General features: G+C 59.8%; 18 protein-coding genes and 1 tRNA gene. 7 read left to right on the forward strand and 12 right to left on the reverse strand.

All coding sequences use genetic code 11. The features are described from left to right. Positions 1-11: 11 nt before the first annotated feature. From BUB72_RS09900 to BUB72_RS09910, 3 genes are all read left to right on the forward strand, one after another. Complete coding sequence (locus tag BUB72_RS09900) at positions 12-1568, forward strand: trimethylamine methyltransferase family protein (protein ID WP_073143424.1); 1557 nt, start codon at positions 12-14, stop codon at positions 1566-1568. Between the two features lie 195 nt (positions 1569-1763). Next, a complete protein-coding gene (locus BUB72_RS09905) occupies positions 1764-2366 on the forward strand; it encodes a heme NO-binding domain-containing protein (RefSeq protein WP_073143426.1) in 603 nt (200 codons plus the stop codon). After that, positions 2363-3481 (forward strand): GGDEF domain-containing protein, encoded by a 1119-nt coding sequence (locus BUB72_RS09910; protein WP_083588628.1) that lies wholly within the window; start codon positions 2363-2365, stop codon positions 3479-3481. The genes BUB72_RS09905 and BUB72_RS09910 overlap by 4 nt, the downstream gene beginning before the upstream one ends. A 56-nt stretch (positions 3482-3537) precedes the next feature. On the opposite strand, the gene BUB72_RS09915 is transcribed toward BUB72_RS09910, so the two are convergent. From BUB72_RS09915 to BUB72_RS09935, 5 genes are all read right to left on the reverse strand, one after another. Next, positions 3538-3612, reverse strand: a tRNA-Glu gene (locus tag BUB72_RS09915). Between the two features lie 102 nt (positions 3613-3714). Continuing rightward, complete coding sequence (gene recJ / locus BUB72_RS09920) at positions 3715-5469, reverse strand: single-stranded-DNA-specific exonuclease RecJ (protein WP_073143429.1); 1755 nt, start codon at positions 5467-5469, stop codon at positions 3715-3717. Beyond that, complete coding sequence (gene glpX / locus BUB72_RS09925; protein WP_073143431.1) at positions 5469-6437, reverse strand: class II fructose-bisphosphatase; 969 nt, start codon at positions 6435-6437, stop codon at positions 5469-5471. The genes recJ and glpX overlap by 1 nt, the downstream gene beginning before the upstream one ends. Before the next feature lie 75 nt (positions 6438-6512). Next, the gene (locus tag BUB72_RS09930; RefSeq protein WP_073143433.1) at positions 6513-7796 is read right to left on the reverse strand and encodes a homoserine dehydrogenase; all 1284 of its coding nucleotides are present in this window, start codon (positions 7794-7796) and stop codon (positions 6513-6515) included. 73 nt (positions 7797-7869) lie between these two features. Next, on the reverse strand, positions 7870-8169 hold the full coding sequence (locus BUB72_RS09935; RefSeq protein WP_073143435.1) for a hypothetical protein: 300 nt from the start codon (positions 8167-8169) through the stop codon (positions 7870-7872). A 109-nt stretch (positions 8170-8278) separates the two neighbouring features. Between BUB72_RS09935 and BUB72_RS09940 the strand changes: the two genes are divergently transcribed. Continuing rightward, entirely contained in the window at positions 8279-8926 is a 648-nt protein-coding gene (locus BUB72_RS09940) for a TetR/AcrR family transcriptional regulator (protein WP_073143437.1), read from the forward strand. A gap of 19 nt (positions 8927-8945) precedes the next feature. Here BUB72_RS09940 and BUB72_RS09945 read toward each other — a convergent pair whose 3' ends face one another. The 5 genes from BUB72_RS09945 to glyA form a co-directional block, all read right to left on the reverse strand. Further along, positions 8946-9827 carry a VOC family protein gene (locus BUB72_RS09945; RefSeq protein ID WP_073143439.1) on the reverse strand — a complete coding sequence of 294 codons (882 nt, stop codon included), beginning with the start codon at positions 9825-9827 and terminating at the stop codon, positions 8946-8948. Continuing rightward, entirely contained in the window at positions 9824-10552 is a 729-nt protein-coding gene (locus tag BUB72_RS09950) for a serine O-acetyltransferase (protein ID WP_073143441.1), read from the reverse strand. Before BUB72_RS09950 ends, BUB72_RS09945 begins: the two co-directional genes overlap by 4 nt. A 9-nt stretch (positions 10553-10561) precedes the next feature. Further along, positions 10562-12070, reverse strand: a complete 1509-nt coding sequence (locus tag BUB72_RS09955; RefSeq protein WP_073143444.1) for an aldehyde dehydrogenase family protein — start codon at positions 12068-12070, stop codon at positions 10562-10564. Next, positions 12063-12971, reverse strand: coding sequence for an NAD(P)-dependent oxidoreductase (locus BUB72_RS09960; RefSeq protein WP_281250203.1), 909 nt, complete (start codon positions 12969-12971; stop codon positions 12063-12065). Before BUB72_RS09960 ends, BUB72_RS09955 begins: the two co-directional genes overlap by 8 nt. A 101-nt stretch (positions 12972-13072) precedes the next feature. Then, entirely contained in the window at positions 13073-14368 is a 1296-nt protein-coding gene (gene glyA, locus BUB72_RS09965; protein WP_073143448.1) for a serine hydroxymethyltransferase, read from the reverse strand. A gap of 184 nt (positions 14369-14552) precedes the next feature. On the opposite strand from glyA, the gene BUB72_RS09970 reads away from it, so the two are divergent. Together BUB72_RS09970 and BUB72_RS18820 are read left to right on the forward strand one after the other, a co-directional pair. After that, on the forward strand, positions 14553-15320 hold the full coding sequence (locus BUB72_RS09970) for an NAD kinase (protein WP_073143451.1): 768 nt from the start codon (positions 14553-14555) through the stop codon (positions 15318-15320). A gap of 65 nt (positions 15321-15385) precedes the next feature. Next, positions 15386-15556 (forward strand): hypothetical protein, encoded by a 171-nt coding sequence (locus tag BUB72_RS18820; RefSeq protein ID WP_175549146.1) that lies wholly within the window; start codon positions 15386-15388, stop codon positions 15554-15556. Here the strand turns inward: BUB72_RS18820 and BUB72_RS09975 are convergent, their stop codons facing one another. Further along, positions 15557-16633 (reverse strand): cupin domain-containing protein, encoded by a 1077-nt coding sequence (locus BUB72_RS09975; protein WP_073143454.1) that lies wholly within the window; start codon positions 16631-16633, stop codon positions 15557-15559. Positions 16634-16769: 136 nt separating this feature from the next. On the opposite strand from BUB72_RS09975, the gene BUB72_RS09980 reads away from it, so the two are divergent. After that, a complete protein-coding gene (locus tag BUB72_RS09980; protein ID WP_073143456.1) occupies positions 16770-19064 on the forward strand; it encodes an NADP-dependent malic enzyme in 2295 nt (764 codons plus the stop codon). A 73-nt stretch (positions 19065-19137) separates the two neighbouring features. Here the strand turns inward: BUB72_RS09980 and tyrS are convergent, their stop codons facing one another. Further along, the gene (tyrS, locus tag BUB72_RS09985) at positions 19138-20388 is read right to left on the reverse strand and encodes a tyrosine--tRNA ligase (protein WP_073143458.1); all 1251 of its coding nucleotides are present in this window, start codon (positions 20386-20388) and stop codon (positions 19138-19140) included. Between the last annotated feature and the right edge of the window lie 57 nt (positions 20389-20445).

The following is a 20445-nucleotide window of genomic DNA, read 5'->3' on the forward strand; positions in this document are numbered from 1 at the left end:
GTCACAGCGACATGGCAGATGAACCCACCAGACGTAAGCGCGGCGGTGGCCGTGCGGGGAACGCCAGACGCACGACCTCCAAGCTGCCGGAGCAGATGCCATGGCGCATTCCGGTCAATGTAGACAAACCCACCGAGCCATTGGACGAGGACGGCGTACAGGCCATTCACAAGGGCGCGATGCGCATCCTGTCGGAGATCGGCATCGAGTTTCTGAACCCTGACGCGTGCAAAATCCTGAAAGGCGCGGGCTGCAAAGTCGACGGCACCAACGTGCGGATGGACGAGGATTTCGTGATGGAGATGCTGGGCCATGCGCCAGCGGAGTTCACCATCACCCCGCGCAACCCTGACCGCGCGATCCCGATGGGGGGCAAGCATATCCTGTTTGGAAACGTCTCCTCGCCGCCGAATATGTGGGATCTGAAGCGCGGCAAACGCACCGGCGATTTCGAGGGATACAAGGAGTTCATCAAGCTCACCCAGTTTTTCAACTGCATCCATTTTGCCGGCGGCTATCCGGTGGAGCCCATCGACATCCACCCGCGCGAGCGGCACCTCGACTGCCTGTATGAAAAGCTGACGCTGACGGACAAGGTCGTGCATGCCTACTCACTGGGCAAGGAGCGGGTGGAGGACGTGATGGAGATGGTCCGCATCGCTGGCGGCATGACGCGTGAGGAGTTCGACGCCAAACCGCATATGTATACCAACATCAACTCGGTCTCGCCGTTGAAACACGACTTCCCGATGCTGGAAGGTGCGATGATCCATGCGCGGCGCAACCAGCCGGTGATCGTCACGCCGTTTACCTTGGCGGGGGCCATGGCACCGGTCACCATGTCGGGGGCGGTCACGCTTTCGCTGGCCGAGGGGCTGGCGGCGATTGTTTTGCTGCAAGTCATCAACCCCGGCGCGCCTTGTGCCATCGGGACGTTTACGTCGAACGTGGACATGAAAACCGGCGCGCCTGCGTTCGGCACGCCGGAATACATGCGCGCGACGCAGATGACGGGGCAGATGGGGCGGTTCTACGGGCTGCCGATCCGCTCGTCCGGTGTCTGTGCCGCGAACGTGCCGGACGGGCAGGCGATGTGGGAGACGTCGAATTCGCTGTGGGCCGCGGTGCAGTCTGGCACGAACGTGGTCTACCACGCCGCTGGCTGGCTGGAGGGCGGGCTGATAGCGTCGCCTGAGAAGTTCATCATGGATTGCGACGTGATCCAGCAAGTCCAGCGCTATATGGAGCCTGCCACCTACGCGACCACGCCGGAGGATATCGCGGTGGATGCCATCCGCGAGGTCGGCCCGAACGGGCATTACTTTGGCTGCCAGCACACGCAGGACCGCTACGAGGACGCGTTCTATTCGCCGCTGATTTCCGACTGGTCAAACTACGAGGCTTGGGAGTTGAATGGCGGCGTCTGGACCGCCGAGCGGGCACACGAGATGTATAAGGGCATCATCGAGGAGTTCGAGGCCCCGCCTCTGGACATCGCCATTCGGGACGAGCTGGCGGATTTCGTGGCGCGGCGGAAGGCCGAGGGCGGGGTGCCGACGGATTTCTAGATTTCGGCGTAAGGTGTGCCAGTTGGTGCGCTTGGATTTGCAGGTCGAAAAGCCGGTAGAAGCAAATTTTTTGCTATAAGTTGTCTATAAACGGACATCCAAACCCGCTGAATTTAGCGATTTCGTAAGGTTTCCTTGGCGTTTCCTTAATCGTTTTGCGGCAGACCTGTCTCTAGGTTTGGCAAAAGGCATCTTATGTACGGCTTGGTTCATCGCGCGTTGCAGTGTTTTTCACAAGACACCTATGGGGACGTGGTGTGGAACAAGGTGGTCGCGGAAGCGGGCGTTCAGGTTCACGAATACGAGGCGATGCTGTTCTATCCGGATCATCACTTGGATGATGTTCTACTGGCGCTTTCCAATCATTTGGACAAAACACCTGCGCAGGTGTCCGAAGATGTTGGCGCGTATCTGGTCACACATCAGCGGATGGAGGCCGTGCGCAGATTGCTGCGCTTCGGGGGCACCACCTTCGAGGAGTTTGTGCTGTCCCTTGATGAACTCCATGACCGTGTGAAGCTGGCTTTGCCGGAACTGGACCTTCCCGAGCTTGAAGTGGAGGCGCATTCGGGGTCTTCGTTTAGCGTTTTGGTCAAATCTGAACGTCACAGGTTCGGGGCAGTTCTGCTTGGCATGCTGCGCGCGATGGCTGACGATTTTGGAACCCTTGTGATGCTGGACCTAGGAATGTCCACGCTGGGAAGTGACGATGTCGAGCGCGCAACGATCGAGTTGTTCGAGACCGATTTTGCGACTGGCCGCGGCTTTGGCTTGGTGGCGGAGGAGCGCAGCAGATGAAGGATGACGCGGCTCCGTCTGCTCCAACGACTGCTGTGCCGTTTGATCCAGGCGCGCTTGGGGCTTTGATGCCGATGCATCTTCATGTGTCACCCACAGGCCATATCCTGTCTGTCGGACCAACGCTTTCCAAATTACGGCCAGATGAAATCCTTGTAGGACAGCGTTTTCTGGAGGTATTCGAGGTTAAGCGCCCGATGCATATTCATCAGTTCGGCGATCTGCTGAACCATGGCAGTTGTTTGATCCGCACGAAATTCCGTACCGGACACCGGCTTGGCCTGAAGGGGCTGTTCGTCCCGCTCGCGGCGCAGCATCCTTTGCTTCCCGACAGGCGCCAATCAGGGGCGGCACGACCCGTTCTGCTTCCGAATCCGCACACCGTGGCCGATACGCAACCCGCGTTCAGCGGGGCGCTGATCAACTTGTCGCTCGGGGTCAATGTGGTGGAGGCCGTGCAACGCTACAGCTTGAGCAGTGCGGATTTTGCGCCGGCTGATCCGACCGTTGATATGTTGTATCTGATAGAGGCCAAGTCTGTTGCACTGGAGGAATCCAAGCGGTTGAATGCGCGTCTGGAAGGGGCGCGGGTCGAGGCAGAAACGCAGGCCTACACCGACACGCTGACGGGTCTGCAAAACCGTCGCAGCATGGATACGTTGCTGCATCAGCTGGAGCGGTCCGGAGAGCCGTTTGGTTTAATGCATCTGGATTTGGACTACTTCAAACAGGTCAACGACACCTTCGGTCATGGCGCAGGGGACTATGTGCTGAAACGTGTCTCGACGGTGTTGCAAGACGAAACCCGCGCCAGTGATCTGGTTGCGCGGGTCGGCGGGGACGAATTCGTGCTCGTCTTTCGAGGTTGCGTGAATCTGGCAGTACTTGAAGGGATCGCATTGCGCATCATCACGCGTCTGGAAGAACCGATCGCCTATAACGGCCACCAGTGCCGAATCTCGGCGAGCATCGGGACGACATTGTCGAGCTTTTACCAAATTCCGGCAGCGGATCGTATGCTGCATGACGCGGATCAGGCTTTGTATAAGTCAAAAGACAGAGGACGGGCGCGTCATACGGTTTTCGATCCCGAACAACGTGACGCGCGCAACTAGAGCCTGCAGGTGTGGGCTTAACCGACGGGCGGGCTTCAATATTGGGGAAACGAAAGTGGTACTCCCTAGGGGAATCGAACCCCTCTTTTCAGGTTGAAAACCTGACGTCCTAACCGATAGACGAAGGGAGCACCGGGATCGTGAGGGGCTATTTAGGCAAGGCGCGGCGCGCTGGCAAGAGGAAAATGCCCCGTTGGAGCGGAAAAATTCTAGCAGCCCGAAGCGTAAGGCTGTCAGGCTGGCGCTGCGACCAGCGCTGCATCTTCCAAACGAAGTTGAGCCGACCGTCGTCCCTGCCAGCTGTTGATTTCGACCCGCCCGGCCAAATGGAATCGCCGCCCCGCATGCGCTTCCAGCGTTGGCCCCAACGCCGAGTTGAACGCGCCGAAAGCGATGGCATCCAGCTTCTCGGCCCCGCCTTCGCCAAAGCTGATTTTCAAGTGCCCCTCGCCAACCGGTTTGGTGAACAAAATCCGCTGGTCGGGGAAGACAAACCGTGGCCCCGCAGCCCCTGCGCCAAAGGGGCCTGCTTGCTCGATCAACTCGATCAGCTCGACGGAAGCCGCTGCGGGCATCATGAGTCCGTCCAGCCGCAAATCCGACGGTCCTAGCAACCCCGCGCCCTGTTTTTCCATCATCTCGGTCAACCGCGCCATGGCGGGTTCGAGCATGTCACGGGCTACGGTCAAACCCGCCGCCATCTTGTGTCCGCCGCCTTTGATCAGCAGCCCCTCGGCCGCCAGCTTTTGTATCTGCGCCCCGAGGTCGATGCCGGAAACCGAGCGGGCGGAGCCTTTACCCTCGTCGCCATCCAGCCCGATCACAACAGCGGGGCGGTTACTGGCTTCCTTCAGCCGCGCCGCGACGATGCCGACCACGCCGGGGTGCCAGCCTTCGCCCGCCGCCCAGACCAGTGGGGCGTCGAGTCCGCGCTCCTCGGCTTGTGCCAGTGCGGCTTCGCGCACAGCCGCCTCGATTTCGCGGCGTTCGGTGTTGAGCGTATCCAGCCGCTCCGCCAAAGCCTGCGCTTCGTGTTCCTGATTGGTCGAGAGAAGCCGCGCCCCCAAATCGGGCGCGCCGATACGGCCACCTGCATTGATGCGCGGCCCCAGCAGGAACCCCAGATGATAGGAGGTCGGGGCGGTTTCCATGCGTGCGACGTCCGACAACACGCGCAACCCGATGCGCTGCCGCGCGGCCATCACCTTCAAGCCTTGGCGGACCAAGGCGCGGTTGACGCCCACCAGTGGGGCGACGTCGGCGACGGTCGCCAAGGCGACCAAATCCAGCATCGCCATCAGGTCGGGCACGGACCGCTCGGACCGCATGACCCTGTTGGTTGCGACCAGCAGCAGGAAAACCACGCCAGCGGCGCAGAGATGTGCGAGCGAGCCGTCCTCATCCTGCCGGTTGGGGTTCACGACGGCCACTGCGGGGGGCAGCGTTTCGCCGCCCAAGTGGTGGTCCAGCACGATCACGTCCGCCGCAGTTGCAGCCGCCAAAGCGTCGTGGGACAGCGTGCCGCAATCGACGCAGAGGATCAGGTCGTGATCTGCCGCCAAGCCTGCCATGGCGGGTGCGTTGGGGCCGTAGCCCTCGTCGATGCGGTCGGGGATATACAGCGTCGCCGTCAGCCCCATGTCGCGCAGCCAGCAGATCAGCAGCGCGGCAGACGCACCGCCATCCACATCATAATCCGCGAAAACTGCGATCTTCTCGCGGTTGCGCACGGCGTCGGCCAAACGGTTTGCCGCGACGTCCATATCTTTCAACACCGACGGGTCGGGCAACAGGTCGCGCAGGGCAGGAGTGAGGTACCGCTCCGCCGCGTCGACGGGCACGCCCAGACGCGCAAGTGTCGCGCAAAGGGGGCGGGGCAGTTCGGTTTGTTGGACCATGGCTTCCGCTTGGCGGTCTTGCTCCACCGACAAACCAACCCATCGGCGGTTTGTCAGGGAAGTTTCTACACCAAGGAAAGCTTGCGTCATTAGCTGACCGGGTTGCGATATGTCATGCGCCGCACTGAGCCGGTCTTGGACCGCATAAGGATCGTCTCGGCGGTCAGGTAGCCAACTTCGCGGCGGATGCCCTGAAGGATCGAGCCGTCGGTCACGCCGGTCGCGGCAAAAATCACGTCTTTGGTGACCATCTCGTCACGGTTATAAATCTTGTCCAGATCGGTGATACCCGCCTTGGCGGCGCGGCCACGCTCGTCATCATTGCGGAACAGCAAGCGGCCATACATCTGCCCGCCCATGCATTTCAGCGCCGCCGCCGCCAGAACGCCTTCGGGTGCACCACCTTCGCCCATATACATGTCGATACCGGTGATCGCGGCCTCGGCGCAATGCATGACGCCAGCCACGTCGCCATCGGTGATCAAGCGGATTGCGGCACCGGTGGAGCGGATGTCTTCGATTGTTTTCTCGTGGCGCGGACGCTCTAGAACGCAAACGGTAATGTCTTCAGCCGAGCAGCCTTTGGCCTTTGCCAAAGCCGCAACGCGATCTTTGACCGACATGTCCAGCGTTACCGTGTCGGTTGGATATCCCGGACCAATCGCCAGTTTATCCATGTAGACGTCAGGTGCATGAAGCATCGAGCCGCGCGGGCCCATCGCAATCACGGTCAACGCGTTGGGCATATCCTTGGCGGTGAGCGTCGTGCCTTCCAGCGGGTCCAGCGCGATGTCCACGCCTGGGCCGTTGCCGGTGCCGACTTCTTCGCCGATGAACAGCATCGGGGCCTCGTCACGCTCGCCCTCACCGATGACCACGACGCCTGCGATGTCGAGCAGGTTGAGCTGCTCGCGCATGGCGTTAACGGCGGCTTGGTCTGCCGCCTTTTCGTCACCGCGCCCGATCAGTTTGGCAGATGCGAGCGCCGCAGCCTCGGAAACACGGGCAAGGCCGAGCGAGAGCATGCGGTCTTGGAACTGGTCGGTGGAGACGGTCATGGGAAAATCCTTAAATGGCAGTTACATCCCGTTTAGCGGGGGCGGGTTCGGGGATCAAGGACGGCAGGCGGTGCCTTAGACCTCTTCGATACGCAGGGCGACAGGGTCCGAGGCCAGCACGCCGGTTTTCGGCAGCTTCGCCAGCGCCGCGTCCAGCGCGTCGCGCGAGGTGGTGTGGGTCACGATCAGCACGGGGGCCTTGTCGTCGAGATGGTCATACTGGCGCATCCTGTGGATCGACACGCCCGCATCGCCCAAGCAGGTTGCGACCTTGGCCAAAGCGCCCGGCTTGTCGTGCAAAGTCATGCGCAGATAATACGGCGCAGGGGTGCCGGAATTGGCGGATGGCGTGGTTTTCAGCGTGTCGGCAGGCTGGCCGAAGGTCGGCAACCGAAGCCCGCGGGCAATGTCGATAATGTCGGACAGCACGGCGCTTGCGGTCGGACCTTCGCCAGCCCCTGCGCCGCGCAGCACGATCTGGCCCACATGGTCGCCTTCCAGCACAACCATATTGGTGCCGCCTTCCAACTGGCCCAAGGGCGACGTGGCAGGGACCAAGCAAGGCGTCATGGATTGCACCAGCCCGCGACCTGTCATCTGAGCGATGCCCAACAGTTTGATTTTATAGCCCATGTCGGCGGCTTGGTGGATGTCTTCGATGGTGACGCGGCCGATGCCTTCAAGCTGCACCCCGTCAAACTTGACCTGCGTGCCAAAGGAAATGGCCGCCAGCAACGCCAGCTTGTGCGCCGCGTCGATGCCGCCGACGTCCAGCTCGGGGTCGGCCTCCAGATAGCCCAAGCCGTCAGCCTCGGCGAAAGCCTCCTCATAGGTGAGGTTGGCGTTTTCCATGCGCGTCAGGATGTAGTTGCACGAGCCGTTCATCACACCCATCACGCGGGTGATGTCGTTACCGGCCAGCCCCTCGGTCAATGCCTTGATCACGGGGATGCCGCCTGCGACCGCTGCCTCGAACCGCAAGACGCGGCCCTCGCCTTCGGCCAGCAGCGCAAGTTCCTGCCCGTGTTCCGCCAGCATCGCCTTGTTGGCCGTCACCACGTCCTTGCCCGCCTTCAAGGCCGCCTCGGTCGCGTCCTTGGCGGGGCCGTCCGCGCCGCCCATGAGTTCCACGAACACGTCCACGTCGTCGCGCGTTGCCAGCTTCACCGGATCATCTTCCCACGCGTAGTCGTCCAGCGGCACGTCGCGGTCTTTCTGCGAGCGGGCGGATACGGCGGAGATCACGATCTTGCGGCCTGTTCGCGCCTCTAGCTGGGCCGCCTTCTGGCGGATGATGCGCACGACGCCCACGCCCACGGTGCCCAGTCCTGCGATGCCAATGCGAAGGGGGTCAGACATAGGGATGCTCCGTCAAAATAAGGTGTTGCGCGCTCGTTAGCGCGTATCGTGTGAGGGTGCAATGCGAGGACACTTATGCGGGGCGATCCTTAACCGCGTTCAGCAGCCTCAGCCGTGTTGCGCCGTCGATGATGCTACGGCCCTTCAATGCGCGAGCGCGGGCTTTCAGACGGGCGACACGGGCGGCAAGGGCTTCGGTCTGCACTTCGATGGTGCTTCCTGCGGAGGCGCGGGAAATCAGTTCGGGAAGGGGCTGCAAGGCCGGGTAATCAGCGTTGCGCGCCTCTTGACTGATGGTGTCATCAATCGCCGGCAGGTTCGCCGTGCAGGCAGATAGCAGCACAAAAGCTATGAAAAGAGGGGTGCAGCGCATGAGGCCCGATCCGGTGTGATTTCTACGGCGCACAATAGGGGGCAGGGGCAGGGCCGTCCAGCGCCACATATAGGGTTGATCTGAACACGTGTTCAGATAGCATGGCGCTATGGCACGTAAAATCGGTTCACACTCCGACATCACCGGCCCCCGCGTTCGCGCGGCGGCGCTAAAGCTGTTTGCCGCGCATGGCTTCGCCGCCGTCTCCATGAGACAAATCGCGGCGGAGGTCGGGGTTCAGGCTGGTGCGCTTTACCTTTACACTCCCGATAAGCAATCGTTGCTATTCGATCTGTTGCGCGACCACATGCAAGAAGTTCTGGATGCGTGGAGCGCCGAGGAAAAGCCGGAAGGTCCGGTTCAGCACCTTGAAGCCTTTTCGCGGTTCCACATCCGCTTCCATCTGGAGCGCCCCGAACAGGTGTTCATCTCCTACATGGAGCTGCGCAATCTGGAGCCCGACAACTTCAAAACGCTAGAGAATATGCGCCGTCAATATGAGGACGCGCTCGAATCCATCCTCAAGCAGGGACAGGACGAGGGTGTGTTTGATGTGGACGACACCAAGCTGACCACGCTGGCGCTGATTGCCATGCTGAACGGGGTGACCAGCTGGTACAAGCCCGATGGTCGCCTGTCTTTAGCGCGGGTCGAGGCGATCTATTCCGACATGGCCGGCAAGGCGGTGCGTATGCCGCGCTGGAAAGAACGGCAGCGCAAGCTTGAGGCCGAGCAAGCCGCCGCGGCAGCGGAATAGTTAAAGGCGTTGTCAGCGCTTATTTTGACAGAAATCGCAGGAGCGTATTTGCCGTCAAGGCAGGGTCAGTTAACGCAAAGCCGTTGGGGATCGTGCGATAGCCGAGGTTTGATGCGTTGAGGAACTTCAGCAGCTTATCCGGATCGCGCAGCGTCAAATCCATTCCGGCGATGCAAGGCAGTGTCTCCTGCGCCAGATCGTTCGGCAACGGCCCAATCTCCCGCTCAAACGCATCTGCACTCATCACCCGCAGGGTGCCGTTGGCGGTCTGAAACTCGAACCCGCCATTGAGTTCCGTGAGCCCTGTATACAATCCACCGAAACGGGCCTTCAGCTCTGCGTGAAACGAGGTGTCCGCCAGAATGTTCACGCCACAAATACCGCTCACGCTATTTGGATGTTCGAGCCATTCTGGCACATAGATCAAATCGGGGCGGTGTTGCTGGCACAAAAAGAACGAAAGCCTTGGGAACTGCGCATCTGGTAGCAAGGCAAGGGTGGTTTTCGTCCGCCCTGCGGTTCCGTCGGGAAGAGTGACATCGCGCCCGAATTCCAAATGCCCTGCGACGGTGAAGCCTACGCGTTCTGCAGTCTGCGCATCTTCAACCGAGTTGGTACTGTGCAAAGCCGACAACGCCACACCTTCGCGTTGTTGTAAGTGTTCGTAAACATGCCGCCCGAAACGGAAGTCCCCGGCGGGCACTTCATCTAGAAGGGTGTCGTCATAGATGCCCATGATTTCGACCAGACACCCGTTGAACATGGCCAGACTTGTGCTTGTCCCCCATGGATGCTTGCCGATGGGGGTCATGTTGAAGCCAAGTGAGATAAGCCGGTCGCGCAGGGCGTTGATGTCCTTGGTTGCCAGAAGCGGGTGGTCGATGCCGAAGGATTCGTTCATTTTCGTATCCCCTCGCGTTCGACGAAGCTTACTTTGGCGTCGCCCCGCACGGTCGCTTTGGCCCCCACAACGAGCGCGTTTTGCGCGACATCTTGGACGACAACCGCACCTGCGGCGACATTTGCATGGGCCCCGATCTTGATATTGCCCAGCAATATCGCACCCGCCCCGATGACAGCGCCGGTCCCGATATGCGGATGCCTGCGCGGGCCGCTGTTGGTTAATGTGCTGCCAAGGGTGACGTTATGCCAGATCGAGACATCGTCCTCGATGATCGACGTTTCCCCCACCACAAACCCCAATCCGTGGTCGAGCCATAGGCCCGCGCCGATCTGCGCTGCGGGGTGGATATCGGTAGAAAACGCACGCCCGAATGCGGCTTTCAGGGCCAGTGCCATGGTCGTGTCGCCCTCGACCCAATACTTGTGTGCCACGCGGTGCCCCATGATCGCCTGCACCCCGCGCGAGAACAGCAAGGCGGACGCTGCTCCGCCGGGCTCAAAATTGCGGCGGGCCGTCTCGGTGATGTCAAAGGCCGTAATCTTTGCAAGCGCCTTGTCGCGGTAGGCTTCCGTCACGGCTCGCCTAATCGCAGGGGCTTTGCACAGGCTGGACAACAAGTTGCCTGCCAAGTCGTGAAACCCTTCGAACGGGCCAAGCGCAAGGATTTCCGCCACCTCGGGGGAGGCTTCCAGAACGGCGCGGACGTCATCAACCAGTTTCATCGGGTATCCTCAAGACACATAGCCAAAGGCGATCCTTGGTTTCGGGGCGCTGTCAAGCCAGATGCTTTTGGCGGAGGTGTATTCCATCAACGCATCCGTGCCGCTAGACCGCCCGAAGCCGGAGTTCAAAGAGCCGCCAAAAGGGGACGAGACGTGGATCGCCTTGTAGCTGTTGATCCAGAATGTGCCTGCGCGAACGGCCTCTGCCATGCGGTGGGCGCGGCCCACGTCGGAAGTCCAAACGGCCCCTGCCAGCCCGAACGAGGTGTCGTTGGCCAGCGCGATGGCGTCCGCTTCATCCTCGAACGGGATGGCGGTGACGACAGGTCCGAAAATCTCTTGCTGCGCGGTTTTTGAGCTGTTCGACAATCCGCGCAGGACCGTTGGAGGCACAAAATACCCTTTCGCAAGTGTGTCCGAGCGAGACAATACCGACGCGCCCGCGCTGGCGGCCTGATCAATCATGCCGGTGACATGCTTGAATTGGCGGGCATTGCTGATCGGCCCAATCTCGGTGCTTTCGTCCAACGGGTCGCCTAGCTTGATGTTTTTCATGCCAGTCGAGAGCATTTCGACCAGATCATCGTGGATTGATCTCTGGACCAGCAGCCGTGAGCCCGCCACGCAGCTTTGCCCCGCGCCTGAGAAGATAGCCGCCTGTGCGCCAAGACAGGCATGTTCCAGATTGGCATCGTCAAACACGATATTGGCGGACTTGCCGCCTAGTTCCAGCACCGCTGGTTTCAGGGCGGCAGCGGCGGCCATGGCAACGCGACGGCCCGTTTCGGGGGAACCGACAAAGACCACCTTGCGCACCGCCATATGTTCAATCGCTGCTTGCCCGGTCGTCGGGCCAAGCCCGCACAACACGTTCACAAGCCCATGTGGAAGCCCCGCATCCTCGGCCAGCTTCACTAGGGCCACTGTGGTGATCGGAGTCAGTTCGCTGGGTTTTATGACCACCCCATTGCCGGTGGCGATGGCAGGAGCAATTTGCCAGCCTGCGGTGAAGATCGGCGCGTTCCAAGGCGTAATCTGGAACACCACCCCAAGCGGTTCGCGCAGCGTGTAGTTTAGGTGGCCCGACGGCACGGGAATGACCTCGCCATGCAGTTTGTCCGCCCAGCCCGCGTAATAGGCGAACATCTCCGCCACTTTGGCGACCTCTATGCGGCAGTCGCGGATGGGTTTGCCTGCAACGATTGCTTCTATGATGGCCAGCGGTTCAGCATTGGCAAGAACGGCGCGAGCGATATCTTGCATCACCTGACCGCGCGCCGCGGCCGATATACCCTTGGCCCAAGCCGGTTGCGCCTTTTGCGCGGCGTCGCAGGCCTTAATCGCCAGCGCAGTATCTGCGTCCTTGTAGGTTAGCAAAACCTGCTCCGTGAACGGGTCCACCAAGGTCACATCCGCCCCTGCACCATCAATGAGCTTTCCGCCGATGATGCTTTGCGGTCTGTCGCCGAGGCCAAGCGCCGCCATTGCTCCCAGTAATTTTTGTGTACGCTCAGACATCTTGGGTCTCCTTCCCGTCGAACTTAACAATCTCGTTGAAATCCGCGCTGTCGGGCACATCGCGCGACGCATTCAGCCAAATGTCAGCGATGCCGGAAAAGCCGGAGATATCGACATCGCTCGCCTTCGCCAGATCAAGCGCAAGGCCCACATCCTTGCGCATCAATCCCATGGTGAAGCCTGAATCGAACGCGTCGTTCAGGACCCATTTCGGGAAGTTCACCTCGCTCACACCGCTGCGCCCTGATCCCGCGTTGATCCCTTCCAGCAGGTATTCCGGATCAACGCCCGCGGCCTTGCCCAAGCGCACGGCTTCACCGACCAACACAAGGTTGGCGGCGCAGAGCATGTTGTTTGCGATCTTCGCGGCATGGCCGGCACCCGAGCCGCCAACGGTCACGGTTTTGGCGGTCAGAATTTCCAGAGTGGGCCGCAGTCGCGCGATTGCATCGAGAGAGCCGCCCAAAAGCATGGTCATCGTCCCGCTATTGGCCGCGGCAGGCCCGCCACTGACGGGGCCGTCAACGAAGGAGAACCCCTGCGCGTCGCCCAATTTGGCCATCGCCTGCGAGGTGACCGGCTCTGACGTGGAGGTGTCCAGAACGATTGCCCCGTCCTGAATGTCGGGCAGCATTTCGCGCATGACGGCGTCAACCACAGACGCTTTGGGCAGGGACAGGATGATGATGTCCGCAACGCGGGCGAGTGCGGTGGGGGAGGCAGCAGGCTCTGCACCAAGCTCCGCCATCTTGGCGAGGGTGTCGGGGTTCGGGTCATAGCAGGTCAGGCTGCGCCCGTTGGCAAGCAATTGCGCGCCCATGCCGCCGCCCATATTTCCGCATCCAATCAGGCCGATATGCATGGTTGTTACCCTTCCCTTCAAATGAGTCTCGGGAACCATGCACTATTCGGCGCGAGCGTGAAATGACGGTGTTTCGAGGTGCCTCACCCCGAAAAAAGGGCCTCCGATCCGGAGGCCCTTTTTAACTTACGTCGTGTTTCTTAAAGCTCGGGATAGATCGGGAACTTGCCGCATAAATCCAGCACCTTCGCTTTCACTGCATTTTCCACGGCGGCATTGCCTTCTTCTCCATTCGCGGCGAGACCGTCGACGACTTCCACAATCAGATTGGCGATCTGGCGGAACTCGGCCTCCATGAAGCCGCGCGTGGTTCCCGCAGGGGAGCCGAGGCGGATGCCGGAGGTGATCGTCGGCTTCTCGTCATCGAACGGGATGCCGTTCTTGTTGCAGGTGATGTAGGCGCGGCCCAAGGCTTTCTCGGTCGCGTTGCCCTTCACGTTTTTCGGGCGCAGGTCGACCAGCATCACATGAGTATCCGTCCCGCCTGTGACGATGTCCAAGCCGCCTTTGATCAACTGGTCTGCCATGGCTTGTGCGTTAAGCACGACCTGCTTTTGGTACTCTTTGAACTCGGGGCGTAGCGCCTCGCCGAAGGCCACGGCCTTGCCAGCGATCACATGCATCAGCGGACCGCCCTGGATGCCGGGGAAGATCGCGGAGTTCACTTTCTTCGCAATCGCCTCGTCATTGGTCAGGATCATACCGCCACGTGGTCCGCGCAGGGTTTTGTGTGTCGTCGTCGTCGCCACATGCGCATGCGGGAACGGGGAAGGGTGCTGACCACCAGCCACGAGGCCCGCGAAATGTGCCATATCTACCAGAAGGAATGCGCCAACCTTGTCTGCAATCTCGCGCATTTTGGCGAAGTTGATCTGGCGCGGAATAGCGGAGCCACCGGCGATGATAAGCTGAGGTTTGTGCTCCAGCGCCAGCGCTTCGACTTGGTCGTAGTCCAGTTCCAGCGTGTCAGCGCGAACGCCGTACTGGATAGGGTTGAACCACTTGCCCGATTGGTTCGGCTTCGCGCCGTGGGTCAGGTGACCGCCTGCATCCAGCGACATGCCCAGAATGGTGTCGCCCGGTTTGATCAGAGCTTGAAACACGCCTTGGTTGGCCTGCGAGCCTGAGTTCGGCTGAACATTGGCGAACTCACACCCAAACAGTGCTTTCGCACGATCAATCGCCAAGTTCTCTGCAATATCAACATACTGGCACCCGCCGTAGTAGCGGCGGCCCGGATAGCCTTCGGCGTATTTGTTGGTCAGTACGGAGCCTTGGGCTTCCATGACGGCGCGGCTTACGATGTTTTCGGAGGCGATCAGCTCGATCTCGTCGCGCTGGCGGCCCAGCTCTTTGGTGATGGCGCCGAACAGTTCGGCGTCGCGGGTTTCAAGACTTTCGGTGAAAAAGCCGTCATCACGGTGAGTAGCGTTCATTGGGGGTTCCTTCCCTAAGAGGCAGCGCAAGATTTGTGCGCCTTTTAGGGGGATTTTATCAGGATCGGAAGCGGTCAAAGCGACACGCTTGCACTCTCTTGCGTCCTGCTGTTGCCGATGATGTACTTGTGTTTCCTGCTTTCCCACGCGAAGGTCTTGGAAAGACTTGGAAACTTGCCCTTAGATGCTCGACGTTAACAAAATATCTTTTCTGGCTTCGGACACGGATGTGGCCTGTGAAGCCCGCGCTGCCATGGTCGACACCTATGGCGATACGCCTTTGGAAGAGGCTGGCGTGATCGTGGCCTTGGGCGGTGACGGTTTCATGCTGCAAACGCTGCATGCGACCCAGCATCTCGATACGCCGGTCTATGGGATGAACTGTGGCACCGTCGGGTTTTTGATGAACGAATACCATGAGCCCAAGCTGCGGGAACGGCTGGCCGAGGCTGTCGAGGAAGACATAAATCCGCTGCGAATGAAGGCCATTCGCGAAGACGGGACTGTCCATGAGGCATTGGCCATCAACGAGGTGTCGCTACTGCGCGCAGGCTCGCAAGCGGCCAAGCTGAGAATTTTCGTTGACGGGCGCGAGCGGCTGGAAGAGCTGGTTTGCGACGGGGCGCTGGTCTCTACCCCCGCAGGTTCGACTGCGTATAACTATTCGGCTCACGGGCCTATTCTACCCATCGGGTCAGAGGTTTTGGCCTTAACGGCCATGTCCGCATTCCGCCCTCGTCGCTGGCGCGGTGCGTTGTTGCCAAAGTCGGCAAAGGTGCGCTTTGATGTGCTCCAGCCAAAGAAGCGCCCTGTCATGGCTGACGCCGACGGGCGGTCTGCTGGAAATGTCGTGTCGGTTGAAATCACGTCCGAGCCGAATGTGACCCACCGCATCCTCTTCGATCCCGGCCACGGGCTGGAAGAGCGCTTGATACGGGAACAATTTGCCTGATTTCGGGAACTTCATGCTTCGAAAGTCGTTAACCCCTGAACGCAACACCTTCAGGAGGTTTCCCCGTGACCCAGAACAAAACATCCGACCCCGCCCTTATGAACGATGCACAGCGCTACGAATTGCGTGAATTGGCGATTCTGCACGAAATGCCCTTTAGCGACGATCTGACGATGGAAGAGGCCGAAAAGCGGTTGAAAGAACTCCGCGCGCGCGAAGTGCCAAACCAAGTTTGATTAATGCGTTTTGAAAACGCCCGGCAATGACACTTCCAACAGTTCGAGGTTGTCGGACGCGTCGGCGTATTTGGTCTTCATATCCGGTGGAATAACAAAGGCATCGCCCGCCTCCAGTGCGAATGGCTCCTTGCCCTCACCATAAAGGACCATCGTTCCGTCCATCACAAAGGTGAAGAGGATATCTGCGTTGTGGCTGGACCAATCCGCCACGCCGTCTTTTCTTACAACCTGAACACCCGCGACGTTGCGGGTGTTCTGAGCAATTGCTGTATCGCGGCAGTTGAAGCCGGGAATTCGGAACGATTGCCATGTTGCGTCTTCGGCTTTGTGGTGCACGAATTTTTGACCCTGAAAATCGCGATCGGGATTGGCAGGACCGTTGGGTGGTTTCATCTCATGGTCAATCGTTGTGACATGCTCAGCAGGGACGCCGATCTCGATGACTTCAATGTTATCAGATGCATATAAAACACGATGCCGGATTTCCGGCGGCTGGATGACGCAGTTGCCTGCGTGAAGACGGAAGGGCTCGCCCTGATCCTCGTAGACCAAATCCACCCATCCGCGATAACAGAATATCAACTGAAACCCGACCGTATGATAATGTACCATGTCCGGCACCGGCCCGCCGTCCGGGATGCGGATATGCGACGCGATGATCGAGCCGCCAAGGCGGTCGGGGATCAAATCCCGATACTGCATTCCCGCCCGCCCGATGACCCATGGTGCCTGATCGGCAAGCCGCCGCACGACAAATGCGTGCTGCGTTTCGGGCAGGATAAGGGGCGGATTACGCTCTGCGATCTCGATCCGTGTGCCGTTTGGCGCAACCAGATCGCGCTGCCCGTCCGCAAATCCGTCAGGATCATCGGTCAGGATGCGCAGCGTGCCCGCAGGCTCCTGCGCACCCTTTTCAACACGCAGTCGCAGGCCATAGCCGGAAAACACCGCAACGGTCGGGTCATCAGCGGGATAGATCATATCCATCCGCATACCCAGCACCTTGGTGAAAAATGGGATGTCATCACGCAGTTCCTGCGTAGGTAGACGAATTTCCGCAATGATGTCTGGCATGATCCCCCCGTTTTAGCGCAGAGTGGGCGCAGCGAACGCAATATGCAACACTTGCCTTACGCTACGTTTTGCGCCAAAAATCAGGCAAAATGAAAAGTAGTTTAATATTAAACTAATTTATTCTGGGAGGAATGCCATGTCAGACGAGCGTACCGAAGAAGACCGCCAACAGGCGCTTCGTCAGGCTGCCTTGGACTATCACCGCTACCCAAAACCCGGGAAATTGGAGATCCGCGCGACCAAGCCGTTGGCCAACGGGCGTGACCTGTCGCGTGCTTATTCTCCCGGCGTCGCCGAGGCCTGCCTTGAGATCAAGGCCGAACCTGACACGGCCCGCGACTATACCTCCCGCGGCAATCTTGTCGGCGTGGTCACCAACGGCACTGCGGTCCTTGGTCTTGGCAATATCGGCGCGCTCGCCTCCAAGCCCGTGATGGAAGGCAAGGCGGTGTTGTTCAAGAAATTCGCCAATATCGACTGTTTCGATATCGAGCTGGACGAGAAAGATCCCGAGAAGCTGGCCGAAATCGTGTGTGCGCTTGGCCCGACTTTCGGCGCGATTAACCTTGAGGACATCAAGGCCCCCGACTGCTTTATCGTCGAGGATATTTGCCGCGAGCGCATGGATATTCCCGTCTTCCATGACGACCAGCACGGTACCGCCATCGTTGTAGGTGCGGCAGCAACCAACGCCTTGCGGGTTGCAGGCAAGAAATTCGAGGACATCAAGATCGTCTCCACCGGCGGTGGCGCGGCGGGCATCGCCTGCCTTAACATGCTGCTAAAGCTGGGTGTTAAGCGCGAGAATGTTTGGCTCTGCGATATTGCCGGATTGGTCTACGAGGGCCGCACAGAGGAGATGACACCGCAGAAAGCCAACTTCGCGCAAAAATCAGATATGCGCAGCCTCGATGACGTGATTGACGGCGCGGACTTATTCCTTGGTCTGTCGGGGCCGGGGGTGTTGAAGCCCGAAATGGTCGCGAAAATGGCGTCACGCCCGATCATCTTCGCGCTGGCCAACCCGACGCCGGAAATCATGCCCGACGACGCCCGCAAGGTCGCACCCGATGCCATCATTGCCACGGGGCGCAGCGACTATCCGAACCAAGTAAATAATGTGCTTTGCTTCCCGTTCATCTTTCGCGGGGCGCTGGATGTGGGTGCGACCACGATCAATGACGAGATGAAAATCGGCTGCGTCGAAGGCATCGCGGCTCTTGCACGCGCCACCACCTCTGCCGAGGCCGCCGCCGCCTATCAGGGCGAGCAACTGACCTTCGGCGCAGATTACCTGATCCCCAAGCCATTTGACCCGCGTTTGATCGGCGTGGTGGCTTCCGCCGTGGCCAAGGCCGCGATGGAAAGCGGTGTGGCGAAGCGCCCGTTGGAAGATCTTGAAAGCTACAAGGCGGAGCTCGATGGTTCGGTCTTCAAATCCGCCATGATCATGCGCCCTGTGTTCGAGGCCGCCCGCACCGTGACGCGGAAGATCGTCTTTACCGAAGGCGAGAGCGAACGCGTGTTGCGCGCCGCCAATGCGATGCTGGAGGATACGACGGACAAGCCGATCCTCATCGGCCGCCCTGAAGTGATCGAGCGCCGTGCGGAACGTGCAGGACTATCAATCAAGCCGGGTCGCGATTTCGAGTTGGTGAACCCCAATGACGACCCGCGCTACCGCGACTATTGGCAGACATATCATGCGATCATGGCGCGTCGTGGCGTCACTCCTGATCTGGCGCGGGCTATCATGCGCACCAACACCACCGCCATCGGCGCGGTGATGGTGCATCGGGGCGAGGCAGACAGCCTGATTTGCGGCACGTTCGGGCAGTTCTTGTGGCATCTCAACTACGTTACGCAGGTCTTGGGAGGGGATGATTTACATCCGATCGGCGCGTTGTCGTTGATGATCCTTGAGGACGGCCCGCTTTTCGTGGCCGACACCCACGTGCATGCCGAGCCTACAGCAGAGCAGATTGCCGAAACCGTGATTGCCGCCGCCCGCCATGTGCGCCGCTTCGGTGTGACGCCAAAGATTGCGCTCTGTTCCAATTCCCAATTTGGCAATCTGGACAGCATTACGGGCCAGCGAATGCGTGGGGCGCTCGATATTCTCGACTCCACGCCGCGTGACTTCGCCTATGAGGGCGAGATGCACGCCGATGCGGCGCTGGATCAGGAATTGCGCGCGCGCATCATGCCTGAGAGCCGTTTTGAAGGTGCGGCTAACGTGTTGGTCTTTGCCAATACAGATGCGGCATCGGGGGTTCGTAACATCTTGAAAATGAAGGCAGGCGGGCTTGAGGTCGGCCCGATCCTGATGGGAATGGGAAACAAGGCACATATCGTCACCCCGTCGATCACCGCGCGGGGATTGCTGAACATGTCGGCCATCGCCGGCACGCCCGTTGCCCATTACGGGTGAGTTGACCTAACGGAGCCTTCGGCCCGACATTGTTTGGGTCGGGGGTTGCGCCCCCGACCGGCACGTTGCGATGCTAGCTTAAAGTCACCAAAGCGTGGCGTTTTCTGCCTGCCGACAGCTTGATCGGCTGCGCCAACTGGTCGGCCGTGATGAACAGTCCGGCGTCACTCAGCGCTTCGTCATTCATCTTCGCGCCGTTCTCCGAAATCAGGCGCTTTGCCTCTTTGCCCGACCCAGCAAGACCGGAGCGCACGATTAGCTGAACAATCGAAATCCCGTCGCCCAACTCTTCCGCCGTTAAAGCCAGCGTCGGCAAATCGTCACCAGTGCCACCTTTTTCAAACACATCATGCGCGGTGGCTTCCGCCGTCCGCGCGGCGTCTTCGCCATGCAGCAATGTTGTGACCGCGTTCGCCAGAATGACCTTGGCCGCGTTGATGTCGGAGCCTTCAAGCGCCCCCAAGCGATCGCACTCTGACACTGGAAGTTCAGTGAACAGTTTCAGGAACTTGCCGGTGTCGGCGTCCGTCGTGTTGCGCCAGAATTGCCAGAACTCGTAAGGGCTGAGCATGTCGCCGTTCAGCCAGATTGCCCCGCCTTGCGACTTGCCCATTTTGCGGCCGTCGGATGTGGTCAGGAGCGGCGTCGTCAGGCCGTAAATCTCGTGATCCAGCACCCGCCGTGTCAGGTCGATACCGTTGACGATATTGCCCCACTGGTCCGATCCGCCCATTTGCAACAGGCAGCCGTAGCGGCGGTTCAGCTCTAGAAAATCATAGGCTTGCAGGATCATGTAGTTGAATTCGAGGAAGGACAGGCTTTGCTCGCGGTCCAGCCGTGACTTGACGCTCTCGAAGCTGAGCATCCGGTTCACCGAGAAATGCCGCCCGATGTCGCGCAGAAATTCGAGGTAGTTCAACCCGTCCAACCATTCGGCGTTATTGAGCATAACCGCATCGGTGTCGCCGTCACCGTAGGAGAGGTATTTGGAGAAGACCTGCTGCATGCCGTCGATATTGGCGTCAATTGCGGCATCGTCGAGCAACGGGCGCTCGTCCGCGCGGAAGCTGGGATCACCAACCTTCGTGGTGCCGCCGCCCATTAGCGTGATTGGCTTGCCGCCGGTCTTCTGGAACCAGCGCAGCACCATGATGTTCATCAAGTGGCCGACATGCAAAGATTTCGCCGTAGCGTCGTAGCCGATATAGGCAGGGACCACGCCTTTGATCAAAGCCTCGTCCAGCCCTTGATAGTCGGTACAGTCGGCCAGAAAGCCACGCTCTATCATCACGGTCAGAAATTCGGATTTGGCATGGTAGGTCATTGGGGTATCGTCCCTGCAAAACAGTGTTTCGCGCCTTATAGGCGTGAGGGCGGCGAA

The organism is Litoreibacter ascidiaceicola, assembly GCF_900129235.1.
GTDB classification, from domain to species: Bacteria; Pseudomonadota; Alphaproteobacteria; order Rhodobacterales; family Rhodobacteraceae; genus Litoreibacter; species Litoreibacter ascidiaceicola.